Source organism: Streptomyces sp. NPDC023723 (assembly GCF_040639815.1).
GTDB lineage: Bacteria > Actinomycetota > Actinomycetes > Streptomycetales > Streptomycetaceae > Streptomyces.
On the sequence record NZ_JBFAAP010000004.1, the window covers coordinates 332531 to 345321 of the forward strand.

10 protein-coding genes are annotated in these 12791 nt (G+C 72.1%); 7 read left to right on the forward strand and 3 right to left on the reverse strand.

The genetic code is table 11. The features are described 5' to 3' along the window. Positions 1–97 precede the first annotated feature (97 nt). Entirely contained in the window at positions 98–1774 is a 1677-nt protein-coding gene (locus AB0G32_RS08270) for a serine/threonine-protein kinase (RefSeq protein ID WP_361159897.1), read from the reverse strand. Between the two features lie 411 nt (positions 1775–2185). Between AB0G32_RS08270 and AB0G32_RS08275 the strand changes: the two genes are divergently transcribed. After that, positions 2186–5983, forward strand: coding sequence for an FHA domain-containing protein (locus AB0G32_RS08275; protein WP_361159900.1), 3798 nt, complete (start codon positions 2186–2188; stop codon positions 5981–5983). A 91-nt stretch (positions 5984–6074) separates the two neighbouring features. Here AB0G32_RS08275 and AB0G32_RS08280 read toward each other — a convergent pair whose 3' ends face one another. After that, complete coding sequence (locus AB0G32_RS08280) at positions 6075–6296, reverse strand: DUF397 domain-containing protein (protein ID WP_361159902.1); 222 nt, start codon at positions 6294–6296, stop codon at positions 6075–6077. 4 nt (positions 6297–6300) lie between these two features. Further along, positions 6301–7161 (reverse strand): helix-turn-helix transcriptional regulator, encoded by an 861-nt coding sequence (locus AB0G32_RS08285; RefSeq protein WP_361159905.1) that lies wholly within the window; start codon positions 7159–7161, stop codon positions 6301–6303. A gap of 209 nt (positions 7162–7370) precedes the next feature. Between AB0G32_RS08285 and AB0G32_RS08290 the strand changes: the two genes are divergently transcribed. The 6 genes from AB0G32_RS08290 (at position 7371) to AB0G32_RS08315 (ending at position 12719) form a co-directional block, all read left to right on the forward strand. Continuing rightward, positions 7371–7817: an ATP-binding protein gene (locus AB0G32_RS08290; protein WP_361159908.1), complete on the forward strand. Its 447-nt coding sequence runs from the start codon at positions 7371–7373 to the stop codon at positions 7815–7817. After that, positions 7807–8181 carry a hypothetical protein gene (locus AB0G32_RS08295; RefSeq protein ID WP_361159911.1) on the forward strand — a complete coding sequence of 125 codons (375 nt, stop codon included), beginning with the start codon at positions 7807–7809 and terminating at the stop codon, positions 8179–8181. The genes AB0G32_RS08290 and AB0G32_RS08295 overlap by 11 nt, the downstream gene beginning before the upstream one ends. Before the next feature lie 56 nt (positions 8182–8237). Then, positions 8238–8864 carry an ATP-binding protein gene (locus AB0G32_RS08300; protein ID WP_361159976.1) on the forward strand — a complete coding sequence of 209 codons (627 nt, stop codon included), beginning with the start codon at positions 8238–8240 and terminating at the stop codon, positions 8862–8864. Between the two features lie 213 nt (positions 8865–9077). After that, positions 9078–10487: an ABC transporter substrate-binding protein gene (locus AB0G32_RS08305; RefSeq protein ID WP_361159914.1), complete on the forward strand. Its 1410-nt coding sequence runs from the start codon at positions 9078–9080 to the stop codon at positions 10485–10487. A gap of 67 nt (positions 10488–10554) precedes the next feature. Then, positions 10555–11838, forward strand: a complete 1284-nt coding sequence (locus AB0G32_RS08310; RefSeq protein WP_361159978.1) for a sugar ABC transporter permease — start codon at positions 10555–10557, stop codon at positions 11836–11838. After that, positions 11835–12719 (forward strand): carbohydrate ABC transporter permease, encoded by an 885-nt coding sequence (locus AB0G32_RS08315; protein ID WP_361159917.1) that lies wholly within the window; start codon positions 11835–11837, stop codon positions 12717–12719. Before AB0G32_RS08310 ends, AB0G32_RS08315 begins: the two co-directional genes overlap by 4 nt. Positions 12720–12791 lie beyond the last annotated feature (72 nt).

The window sequence follows — 12791 nt, forward strand, 5'->3', positions numbered from 1 at the left end:
AAAGCTACGCGTCCGTGCAGCCGGCCTTCACCTCCGAGGCGGAAATCACCCGCTGGATGTCGACAAATCTATGAACTCGGCGAACCCGCCGTTCGGGTCAGCTGGCGCCGGAGCCGCTGCTGAGGTCGCTGATCCAGTCGGTGGCGGTGCCCACCCAGTCGCTGAGCTGCTCCCAGTAGCCCTTGCCGGTGCCGATCCAGTCCTGCAGCGGGCTCAGTTCCCAGATCAGCCAGCCGGCCACGAACAGCACGACGATCGTGACCAGGCAGCCCTTGAGACAGCCGAGGCCGGGGATGCGCATCGGGTTGGCGCTGCGCTGCCGGGGCTCGCGCCGGGGGCGCTGCGGCTCGGGCGCGGGCGGCGGGGTGTACCGCTGCGGCTGGGGCTGCTGCGGCTGGGGGGTGGCGTACCGCTGCGGCTGCCGCTGCTGCGCACCGCCGTAGCCCGGCGGGGGCTGCTGCGGGCGCGGCTGCTGCTGCGGTCGGGCGACCTGGCGCTGCGGGCGGCGGCGCAGCGGGTCCTCGTTGGGGTCGAGGTACTGCACCTGGGTCTGCTCGTTGCGGTCGCGGGCGGCGCGCAGCTGGTTCTGCCAGGGGTGCGGGTCGTCCGGGCCGCCCTGACCCGGCTGGCCCGGCGGTACGGGCGGCATGACGGCGGTCGGGTCGGCCGCGCCGTTCGGGCCGCCGGTGTGCGGGAGTACGGCGGTGGGGTCGGCGGCGCCGGCCGGTCCGCCGGTGTGCGGCAGGACGCTGGTGGCGCCGTTCGGGTCGTAGGCGCCGTTCGGGTCGTAGGCGCCGGCGGGGTTGTGCGGGAGCACCTGCGTCGGGTCGGCGGCGCCGGGCGTGCCCGGGACCGGCGCGGGCGCCGGGTCGGGGACGAGCAGCGCGCCGACACCCTCGGCCGCGCCGATCTGCGCGCTGCCCGCGTGCACCCCGATGCCCTCGGCGACGACCCGCAGGCCGCGCGCCAGGTTCTCGGCGCTGGGGCGTTCGTCGGGGTTCTTGCGCAGGCAGCGCTCGATGACCGTCCACAGCGGGTCGGGGACGGTGGAGGGGCGGCGCGGCTCGGCGCTCAGGTGCTGGTGCAGGACCTCGAGGGCGGAGCCGCCGGAGAATGGCGGGCGGCCGGTGACCAGCTCGTAGAGCAGGATGCCGGCGCCGTAGATGTCGACGGCGGAGGTCTGCGGACGCCCCTCGGCGGACTCCGGCGCGACGTAGGCGGGCGTGCCGACGAACTCGTGGGTGCGGGTCAGGCCGGGCGAGTCCGCGAGGCGGGCGATGCCGAAGTCGGTCAGCATCGGGTGCAGCCGGCCGCCGTCCTGCTTGAGCAGCACGTTGGCCGGTTTCAGGTCGCGGTGGACGACGCCGTCGGCGTGGCTGGCGGCGAGCGCGTCGGCGATCTGGGCGGTGAGCAGGGCCGCGGCGACCGGGCTGAAGGGGCCGTTCTCGCGCAGGTAGCGGTGCAGGTCGGGACCGTCGACCAGGTCCATGACCAGGGCCAGCAGATCGCCCTCGACGACCAGGTCGCGGACCCGGACGATGTTGGGGTGGGTGAGCCGGAGCAGGACGGAGCGCTCCCGCAGGAAGCGCATCACGACGTCGGCGTCGTTCGCGAGCTCCTCCTTGAGGACCTTGATCGCGACAGTTTCGCCGGGCTGTCCGGGCACGGCCGCCTCGGCGCCCGCGGTCTCCCTTTGACTGGCTCGCCAGACGGTGCCGGTGGCACCGCGTCCGAGCGGCTCCTCCAGGAGGTACTTGCTGCCTACCGGCCGCACGTCATGCGCTCCCTGCTGCTTGCTGGCTGTTCCGCACCACTGTAGTGCCGAGGAGTACGGCACCGGGCTGTCGTTCGGCTGTGGTGCTCGCGGAACATGTTCGAAGGAAAGACGCGGGGCCTGGTCCCGCGGTTGCCGGTCCCGGACGTGACCGATCTCAACCGGCACTCAAACGATCATTCGGACAGTACTGGTCAGGCATTTTTGAGGGCAGAGCCGACCAATCAAGATCATTTGACAGTGGAGTGCGGGCGCGTTGTCAGTGGCAGGTGCGAGGATGCGTGCAGTACTGGCCGACGTGCGCGTGCGGCGGGTGGGGGAAGTCCGTGGTGACATCCGTGGTGGGGGACCGCGGGGCGGCTTCGCCCTCCTTCTGCGCGGGCGCCCGCGCAGAAGGGACCGCTGACGGCGATGCAGATCCGGCTGACCGTCGTAGACCCGCTGGGCCCGTCCTCCCCCACGGCGCCCGGCCGCCCCGCGCGCTGCGACGTGCTGGTCACGGCCCCCGCCGGCACCGCGCTCGCCACGGTGGCGCAGCCGCTGGCCGCGGCACTGCCGGGCGGGGACGGCTCCGGTTCCGGTGCCGTGGTGCTGTACGCGGGCGAGCGGCGGCTCGACGCCCAGCGCTGCACCCTGGGCGAGCCGCCGCTGATCGACGGCGCGGTGCTGTTCCTCGGCGCTCCCGGCGACCCCGAGCCGCATCCCGAGTCGTCCGACGCGCCGACCCGGCTCCATGTGGTCGCGGGGCCCGACGCGGGCGGCGTGCACCTGCTGCACGGCGGCCGGATCGAGATCGGCCGCTCCGCCGACGCCGACGTGGCGCTCGACGACCCGGACGTCTCCCGGGCGCACTGCGCGGTGACCGTCGCGGCCGACGGCCGGGTCTCGGTGGCCGACCTCGGCTCCACCAACGGCACCACCCTGGACGGCACCCGGGTGGGCGAGCGCGCGGTGCGCTTCCCGGCGGGGGCGCTGCTGCGGATCGGCGAGTCGGCCCTGCGGCTGGCGCCCGCGCCGGTCGCGGCGGCCCGGGTGGAGACGGCACCCGACGGGGAGGGGTACGTGCGGGTACGGGTCCCGGCCGCGGCCCCCGGGAGCGCGCGCGGCACATCCCCCGGCGCGCTCACCGCACCGGGCGGCCCCGCTGCCGACCCGGACCTCGCGGCGCACGGGGGCGTCGCCGACGCGGTGGTCCCGGGCGGTGACGACGCGGTGGACGTGCGCGGGGGCGCCGGGCGGGCGGAGACGCACGGGGGCGACGGACGGGCGGACGCTTACGGGGACACCGGCTGGGCGGACCCGCATGGCGGCGTCGGCCGGACGGAGACCCGCGACGACGCAGGCCCGGCGCGGGCGCGCGAGGGTGCCGGCCGGGCGAACACGCATGAGGGTGCCGACCGGGCTGATACGCGTGGCGGCGCAGGCCCGACGCAGACGCACGGAGGTGCCGGCCAGGCGGATACGCGTGGCGGCGCAAGCCCGGCGAACACGCACGGAGGTGCCGGCCAGGCAAACACGCACGCGGGCGCCGACCGAGCAGACCCGCACGGAGGCACCGGCCGAGCAGACCCGCACGAGGGCGCCGGCCGAACAGACCCGCACGGAAGTGGCGGCCGGGCAGGCGGCCCGGACCGGCCCACCGGGTACACCCACGGCACGCTGCATCCCGGTGCCCCGGGTCACCGGGCGGCGCCCGGACACCGTGCCGCCGAGCCACTGGTCCCGGAGCAGGGCCGCGCCCCGCGTATCGAGAGCGACGCGCCCGCCGCATCGGCGACCGGAGCCGTCCCCGGCCCCGGTTCCGGTTCCGGCGCCACGCACGGGGGACGCTCGGGCGTCGGTCCACCCGACGCCGGTTCCGGCGGCCGCAAGGGCACGCCGCTGCGCGGCACCGACGTACCGCAGGACGTACGGCGGCGCGGCGGGCTCGGCGCCTGGGCCCGGCGGCTGACCGGCGGCCGCGGCGCACCGGCGGCGCCCGGCACCGGACCGTACGACGAGCGGCCGGCCCACCCCGCCGCCGCCCCGGCCCGCGCCCCCTCCTCCGCCGCCCCGGAGACCTGGCCGGACCCCGCCGCGCTGCTGCTGACGGCGCTGGGCCCGGGCCCCCGGCTGTGGGAGCGCGGGCCGGGGCACCCGGAGGCGCTCACCGTGCGGCTCGGCACGGCCGACCGGGTGGCCCCGGGCGGCGCGGCCCCGCTGCCCGCGGTCCCGGTGACCGCCGGGCTGCGCGAGGCCGGCGCGCTCGGGCTGGCCGGACCGCGCGAGCGGCTGGCCGGACTCGCCCGCGCGGTGCTGGCCCAGCTCGCCGCGCTGCACTCCCCCGACGCGCTGGAGATCGTCCTGATCAGCGCGGACCGGGCACGTCCGGTGTCACACCGCGCCGCGGAGTGGTCCTGGCTGGGCTGGCTGCCCCAGCTGCGTCCGGGCCACGGCCAGGACTGCCGGCTCCTGCTCGCCCACGACCACGACCAGGCCGCGGCCCGCGCCCAGGAGTTGCTGCGCCGCCTGGAGGACCACCTGACGGACACCCGGACCGGCGCCCGCCCCGCGCCCGCGGCGGCCCCGGACCGGCTCCCCTCCTGGGCGCACGCGGACCACGGCGGCGACCGCCCGGCCACCGGCTTCCCCGGCCCGTACACGGTGCTGGTCGTGGACGGCGACCTCCCCGGCGCCGGCCTGCGCGACGCGGTCGGCCGGCTGGCCCTGGAGGGCCCGCGCGCCGGCATCCACGTGGTGGCCCTCGCCGAGACCCCGGCCGCCTCCCCCGCCTCCCCGGTGACGGAGACGTACGAGGCGGCCTGCGCGGCGTCGCCGGTGTTCCGGCGCTGCGGAGCCGTGGCGCTGCTCAGCGGGGACGTGGCGACGACCCTGCGGCTGCTGCGCGTCGCCCCGGCGGGCGCCGCCCCGGCCGGCCCGGTCGGGCACGGCACCCTGGCCACCGTGGACGCGGTGTCCCTGCCCTGGGCGGAGCGGTTCGCGCGCGCCTTGGCCCCGCTGCGTCCCGAGGGCTGCTCGGGCGAACGGCACGCGCGGGTGTCCGCGCCGCTGCCCCAAGCCGCCCGTCTGCTGGACGAGTTGGGCCTGGCCCGCGCCACCCCGGCGTCCCTGATGGCCCGCTGGGCCGACGCGGCCGACGACGCCCAGGCCCTCGGCGGCCGGGCGCACGGCGTGCTGGGCGCCGGCCCGCGCGGCCCGGTCGGCGTGGACCTCGCCGCCGAGGGCCCGCATCTGCTGATCGAGGGCCCGCCGGGCAGCGGCCGTACGGAGTTGCTGCGCGCGCTGGTCGCCTCGCTGGCCTCCGCCGAGCGCCCCGACCGTCTGGGCATCGTCCTGATGGACGGCCGGGACGGCACCGGCCCGGACGGCGGCCACGGCACGGCACCCGGCGAGGGCCTGAAGGTCTGCACGGACGTCCCGCACGTCACCACCCACCTCACCGCCAACGACCCGATACGGATGCGGGAGTTCGCCCAGTCGCTGAGCGCCGAGCTGAAACGGCGCGCGGAACTGCTCGGCCGGTCCCACTTCACCGAGTGGCACACCGGCCGCGAGGTGTCCGGCCGGATGGTCGCGCAGCGCACGGCGGTGTCCCGGAGCGCGCAGACGGACGGCGCGGGCGACCTCGACACCCCGCCCACCGCGACGATCCGGCTGCGCCCGGCGGCGTCCCGGCGGCAGGCGGAACCCGCACCGCCGCTGCCCCGCCTGGTGGTGGTCGTCGACGACCTGGACGCGCTGGTCACGCCCCCGCTGGGCTCGCCCGGCCGGCCCGCCGCCGGGTCGGTGATGCGGGCCCTTGAGGCGGTCGCGCGCGAGGGCGAGCGGCTCGGCGTCCACCTGGTGGCCGCGACCGGCCCGGACGCCCGTACCGCCCAGACCGAACCGGCCCGCCGGGCCACCCTCCGAGCGGTCCTGGACCCGCCCGTGCCCGGCCCGGACGAACCGGCCCCCGGCCGCGGTCACCTGACGTGCGCGGACGGCCGTACCGTCGCCTTCCAGGGCGGCCGGGTCACGGGCCGCATCCCCCGCACGGCGACCCTGCGCCCCACCGTCGTCCCCCTGGACTGGCCCCGCATGGGCGACCCCCCGACCCGCCGCCCGATCCGCGAACTGGGCAACGGCCCGACCGACCTGGCCCTGCTGGCCAGCGCACTGGAACGGGCGGCCCGGGAGGTGGCGGCGGCGGAGGTGCCGTCGTTGTTGTAGGCGGCGCCGTCCGCGACGTACTCATCGTGAGAGGGCGACGCATGCTGTAGAGCCCGACCGCGGCGGGAGGTCGGGCACTCGTCGCCACGCCCTACGCCCGGCGGAACTCCCCGTCCAAGACGCCCTGCACGAAGGCGTCGAACTCGGCGGCAGCGAACGCCAGTGCCGGGCCGTCCGGGACCTTGCTGTCCCGCAGCGCCCGACCGCTGCCAGGAAGGGCAGCAACCTCTATGCAGTTGCCGTTGTTGCCGGAGTACGAAGACTTCACCCACTCCAGCCCGGCAGTCGAAGCGCGCTCAATGTAAGGATTCACCGTCTTATTCCATTTCCTTTATGGCGTCCAGAATGAGCGCCCGTGAATTGCTGACGTTGGCTGCGGCCATGTTCAAGCGCCGAAACAGCGTGGTGTAGGTGTCAACATCGTCCGGCTCCTCGTAGTACAGGGTACTGGTCGGCGATTCGGCATAAATGATGTCCGTCTCGCTCGACGCCGGGAAGCTCATGATGACGAACGGCCCGAAGAGACACGCGTTCATGGGGTCGTCCTGTGGCAGCACCTGAAGCTGCACGTTCGACCGTCTGCTGTCCTCGACCAGCGCTTCGAGCTGGTCCTTCATCACCTCGCGCGAGCCGACACGGTGATGCAGAACACTCTCCGCAATGATCACCCAGAGCTGCAATGGGGTATCCCGCGTGAGCACTTTACGTCGTTCGCTGCGCACATTGATCTGCGTCTCGACGTGCTCATTGGTGGCGTCCGGCACCTGTAGCTCAATGAGCGCCTTGGTGTAATCCGACGTTTGGAGCAGCCCGGGAATCAGATTGGTCTCGACGTTGTACAACTCCGCCGCGTCCCACTCCACGGCCACATATGCCGCGTACGCAGAATCAACGGCGTTGGTGTACCGCGACCACCAGCCCTTCTTCTTTGCTTCGCGTGACAGTTCTTCGATCTCGGCACGCTCGGCGGCATTGGTGACGTTGGTGGCGTCCATCCAGGCACGGAGGTCGGGCAGACGGATGCCGGACTGGGCGTTCTCGATCCGCCCCACCTTGGACTCGGCCGATCCAAGCACCTTGGCGATGTCGGCATGAGTCATCCCGGCAGCGCTCCGCAGCTCGCGAAGACGCCGCGCCAAACGGCGCTGACGGATCGTCGGGTTGCTGTTGATGGGCACGGTCGCGCCCCCTCCTCTGCTTCTTCGTGCAGGTCAAGTGTGCCGCTCGCGCACGGTGGCGGCAACAGCCTGTCACGACTACCCAAAGTGGGTACTTGACACTTTGGGTAGTCCAGGATGCAGAGTATTCACCATGGCAATGCTCGACCGTGGTGCTCCTTACTTTGGATCACCACGAGTCCACGCATGTCCGACGCAAGGGGGCGAGTGTGACTGTCCAGAGGACGAAACAGGCGCGGTATCGGCGGCAGCGACCCGCGGTCAGAGCCGCCCGCGCAGATGCCAGGGCGCTGGCCGACAAGTGGCAACATCCCGACATCGTTGGAGACTTGACGCTGTTGGTTTCAGAGGTGGTCACAAATGCCGTGATCCACGGGACCACTGGCCGAGGCAGCCAAGTCCAGGTGACGTACTGCCTACTTGATGACCGGCTGCGCGTAGACGTCCGCGACGCGGCACCCGACCGGCCGCGCGTACTGCGCGCAACGTCAGTCAGCGGTGAAATCCGCGAGTTCGGGCGCGGGTTGATGGTGGTCGCCTCGCTGGCGCACCGGTGGGGAGTAACCACCAGAGTCATCGGCAAGAGCGTCTGGTTCGAGGTTCTGCTGAACAAGCAGACCACCGCCGGCACCCAGGAGCCGAACCATGAAGCCTGAGCGCCCGAACGCTCGTCCTCCGATCTACGGGTACGTGCGTGCCCTGCCGGAACTGTCCGTTCATGCCGTCCAGCAGCATCGGGAAGCACTGACCGACTTCTCGGAGCGTGAGGGCTTCACGCTGGCCGGAGTCTTCGTGGAGCTCCGCTGGTTGCACACGGTGGCATGGGACGCGTTGGTCATGAGCTGCAACCTGCACGGGGTGCGCGATGTGGTTGTGCCGGACTACCGGCACCTGCACTCGATGGCAGCACTGTCACGGGTCATGCAGACCGTCATCGAGCGGGCCATAAACGGCCGCGTTTGGGTTGCCCGCGCTGATGCGTTGGTGCCCTCGTTCCACCCCAGGGGCGTGACCGAGTGAGCGTTACGACGTCAGAAGTGCGGACACTGCATGTGTCCCGGCTCCACCTCGTTGCAGTGCCGTCCGCCGTATCGGTGGCACGGAAGTTCGTTCACCAAACGCTCAAGCACTGGAAGCTGGAGGACTACGCGTCCGACGTGGCTTTGATGATGTCCGAGCTGGTCAGCAACGCCATCAAGGTCATGGGCTTTCATGACCGGCAGCCCTTGCCGTGGGAGGTCACCGCCCAGCACGTCATTGCCGTGCAACTTCGGGCCATCGGGTACGTGCTGTACATCGAGGCCTGGGACGGCAGTCCGGAAGAACCGGTGAAACAAGCGGTCGCCGCGGACGCCGAGGGTGGGCGCGGACTTCACCTCGTCGAAGCGCTGTCCAAGGAGTGGGGCCTCTACCGATCGTCGGCCGGAGGCAAGATCGTCTGGGCAATGAAGGCGCTGACCATGCTGCCAGCCCTCACCCCCGATGGTTCGACGCTTCAACTGCGCGTGCCGGATGACCTCAAGGCAAAGCCCGGCCCCGTGACGGACCAAGCATCCATCGCCCTCATGGAGCGTGTCCTTGATGGCCTTCACCAACTCATCCGGCTTTGGCACGAGGAAGCAGGTTTCCTGACTGACGTGGAGCTGGTACGCATCGAGGGCCGGATGCGCGCCTGTGCTGAAGCGCACGGCTCACCCAACTGACCCGGTGACTCCCCTCAGACAGAACGTCGGCCTGCCACCCCGCCCCCGGGGAGGCGGGCCGTCCCTCCGTGTCGGCGCTCCGGACAGTCACGACGCGGTCACGATCCCCCCCTTGACAAGGGACGCGCTCTTGCCGCCCCCACCCCCCTGGCGTACACCAGAGCGCACGGGACAGCGCACGGCGTTCGACGAGGAACGAAGAACGGGGCAGTGATGCGCACGAGCAGCACCACAGGCACCACCGGCACCACCCGGACCCGGACTGGGACCCGGACCCGAGCCCGCAGAACCGTACGAGCCGCCGCGGCCGTCGTCGCGGGCGCCCTCGCCCTCTCGCTCAGCGCGTGCGGGGGCGACGACGACAGCGGCGACGACGGAGCGGGCAAGAACCCCGAGGAGACGGCCGCCACCGTCACCCTTCCCAAGCTGGACGGCGAGAGCCTGGAGGTCGCCGCGGTCTGGACCGGCGCCGAGCAGAAGAACTTCAAGCAGGTGCTGGCCGAGTTCGAGAAGCGCACCGGCGCCAAGGTGACCTTCGTACCGGCCCAGGACCCGATCATCAACTTCCTCGGCTCGAAGATCGCGGGCGGTGCGCCACCGGACATCGCGATGCTGCCGCAGCCGGGAGCCATCAAGCAGGCCGTCGACAAGGGCTGGGCCAAGCCGCTGGGCGCCGAGGCGCTGAAGGAGCTGGCCGAGAACTACTCCCAGGGCTGGCAGGACATCGGCAAGGTCGGCGACAAGCAGTACGGCGTCTACTACAAGGCCGCCAACAAGTCCCTGATCTGGTACAACGCCAAGGTCTTCGAGAACGCGGGCGCGGCCGAGCCCAAGACCTGGGACGACCTGCTCAGCACCGCGCAGACGGTCTACGACTCCGGGGTCACCCCGTTCTCGGTCGGCGGCGCCGAGGGCTGGACCCTCACCGACTGGTTCGAGAACGTCTACCTCTCGCAGGCCGGCCCCGAGAAGTACGACCAGCTCGCGCAGCACGAGATCAAGTGGACCGACCCGTCCGTGAAGGAGGCGCTGACCACCCTGGCCGAGATCTGGGGCAAGAAGGACTACGTGGCGAGCGGCGCCCTGCAGACGGACTTCCCGGCCTCCGTCACCCAGACCTTCACCGGCGGTGACCAGCCCAAGGCCGGCATGGTCTACGAGGGCGACTTCGCGCAGGTCAACATCGTGCAGACCAAGGCGGAGGTGGGCACCGACGCCAAGGTGTTCCCGTTCCCGGCGGTGGGCGACAGCGCGCCCGTGGTCTCCGGCGGCGACGCGGCGGTGATCCTGGAGGACTCGAAGGCGGCGCAGGCCCTGGCCACCTTCCTGGCCTCGCCGGACGCGGCGACCATCCAGGCGAAGCTCGGCGGGTACCTCTCGCCGAACAAGAGCGTGGACGCGGCGGCGTACCCGAACGACGTGCAGCGCAAGATGGCCGAGGCGCTGATCGCGGCCGGCGACGACTTCCGCTTCGACATGTCCGACCAGGCGCCGCAGGCGTTCGGCGGCACGCCCGGCAAGGGCGAGTGGAAGGCGCTCCAGGACTTCCTGAGCGACCCGAAGGACGTGGCGGGCACCCAGGCGAAACTGGAGGCGGACGCGGCGGCCGCCTACGGGGACTGACCCGGTGGCGTCGACGGCAGCGGCGGGGACCCCACCGGGTCCCGCCGCCCCCAAGTCGCGCAAGAGCGTGACCGGTACGCGCAGGGCCGTGGCGGTGCTGTTCCTGCTGCCCGCCTTCGTGCTGCTCGGCGCGCTCGTGGTCTACCCGATCGGGTACTCGGTCGTCCGCAGCTTCTACGACCAGTCCGGCGACGGCTTCGCCGGGTTCGACAACTACCGGGCGCTGTTCACCGACGACGGCATCCGTACCGCGCTGAAGAACAACATCATCTGGGTGGTGTTCGCACCGGCGGTCGCCACCGCGCTCGGACTGGTCTTCGCCGTCCTGACCGAACGGGTGCGCTGGGGCACGGCGTTCAAGCTGGTCGTCTTCATGCCGATGGCCATCTCGATGCTCGCGGCGGGCATCATCTTCCGCCTGGTGTACGACCAGGACCCGGAGAAGGGCGTGGCCAACGCGGTGTGGGTCGGGGTGCACGACACCTTCGCCCAGGCGTCGGCGTTCCCGAAGGCGCACCCGGGCCGCCAGTCGCCGCTCGAAGCGGCCGGCGGCGGCGCGTTCATCACCAAGGAGCCCGTCCGGGCCGGTGAGACCGTCGTACTGCCCTTGGTCGGGGTCGCGCCCGACCAGCTGCCCGACGCAGCGGAGCCGGCCGCCGCGCCGCGGGCCGAGTCCGGCAGCGTCACCGGCACCACCTGGCAGGACTTCACCCGCGGCAAGGGCGTCGGCACCCTGGGCGGCGTCGACGGCGGCGAACTCGGCTACGCCGGGATGAAGATCGAGGCGGTGAAGGACGGGACGGTGGTGGCCTCGACGACGGCCGGGGACGACGGCACCTTCACGCTGCCCGCGGCGGCCGACGGAGCCCGGCTGCGGCTGCCCGCGGACAACTTCAAGGAGCCCTACAACGGCCTGGACTGGCTCGGCCCGTCCCTGGTCACCCCGGCGATCATCGGCTCGTACGTGTGGATGTGGGCCGGGTTCGCGATGGTGCTGATCGCGGCCGGACTCGCGGGTGTCCCCCGGGAGCTGCTGGAAGCGGCGCGGGTCGACGGGGCCAACGAGTGGCAGGTGTTCCGGCGGGTCACGGTGCCGATGCTGGCGCCGGTGCTCGCCGTCGTCACCGTCACCCTGATGATCAACGTGCTGAAGATCTTCGACCTGGTCTTCATCATCGCCCCGGGCTCCGCGCAGGACGACGCCAACGTGCTCGCCCTCGAGCTGTACCGCAAGGGCTTCTCCGAGGACCAGCCGGGCATCGCCAGCGCGATCTCGGTGTTCCTGCTGCTGCTGGTCATTCCGGTGATGTGGTTCAACGTGCGGCGGCTGCGGCGGGAGGTCAGGCGATGACCACACAGGCCCGATCCTTCACAAAACCCCGGCGATCACTGGGCTCCCGCCTCGCCGGCGGGGTCAGCGGTGGTCTGGTGCGGGTGGCCCTGATCCTCGTAGGACTGTTCTGGCTGGTGCCGACGATCGGGCTGCTGCTGTCCTCGCTGCGTGATCCGCAGGACATGGCGGCCGACGGCTGGTGGAACGTGTTCAGCGAGCCGTCGCAGCTCACCTTCTCCGCCTACTCCAACCTGCTGGAGAACGGCGACATCACCGACTCCCTGGTCAACACCGTGCTGATCACGGTCCCGGCGACGGTGCTGGTGGTCGTCATCGGCTCGCTGGCCGGGTACGCGTTCGCGTGGATGGAGTTCCCGGGGCGCGACTGGTGGTTCCTGGCCGTGGTCGGGCTGCTGGTGGTGCCGGTGCAGGTGGCGCTGATCCCGATCGCCGAACTCTTCGGCAACATCGGGCTGTTCGGCTCGCTGCTCGGGGTGATCCTGTTCCACGTCGGCTTCGGACTGCCGTTCGCGGTGTTCCTGCTGCGGAACTTCTTCGCCGAGATCCCGCGCGAGCTGCTGGAGGCGGCCCGGCTGGACGGCGCGGGCGAACTGCGGCTGTTCACCCGGGTGGTGATGCCGCTGGGCGGGCCCGCCATCGCCAGCCTGGGCATCTTCCAGTTCCTGTGGGTGTGGAACGACATGCTGGTCGCGCTGATCTTCACCGACTCGGCGAACCAGCCGATCACGGTGGCGCTCCAGACGCAGGTACGGCAGTTCGGCAACAACGTCGACGTACTCGCGCCCGGCGCGTTCATCTCGATGGTGGTCCCGCTGGTCGTGTTCTTCGCGTTCCAGCGGCAGTTCGTGTCCGGGGTGATGGCGGGCGCCGTCAAGTAGACGGTCCGGTACGTGCGTTGGGGGCGGGCCGGTCGCGGCCCGCCCCCGGTCGGGTGGGCGTCCGTGGTCCCC

What these genes read in the sequence shown, in the direction of transcription:
- AB0G32_RS08295 (WP_361159911.1), top strand. Translation starts at nt 7,807, where the DNA reads ATGAAGCCTGAGCGCCCGAACGCTCGTCCTCCGATCTACGGGTACGTG.
- AB0G32_RS08305 (WP_361159914.1), top strand. Translation starts at nt 9,078, where the DNA reads ATGCGCACGAGCAGCACCACAGGCACCACCGGCACCACCCGGACCCGG.
- AB0G32_RS08315 (WP_361159917.1), top strand. Translation starts at nt 11,835, where the DNA reads ATGACCACACAGGCCCGATCCTTCACAAAACCCCGGCGATCACTGGGC.
- AB0G32_RS08275 (WP_361159900.1), top strand. Translation starts at nt 2,186, where the DNA reads ATGCAGATCCGGCTGACCGTCGTAGACCCGCTGGGCCCGTCCTCCCCC.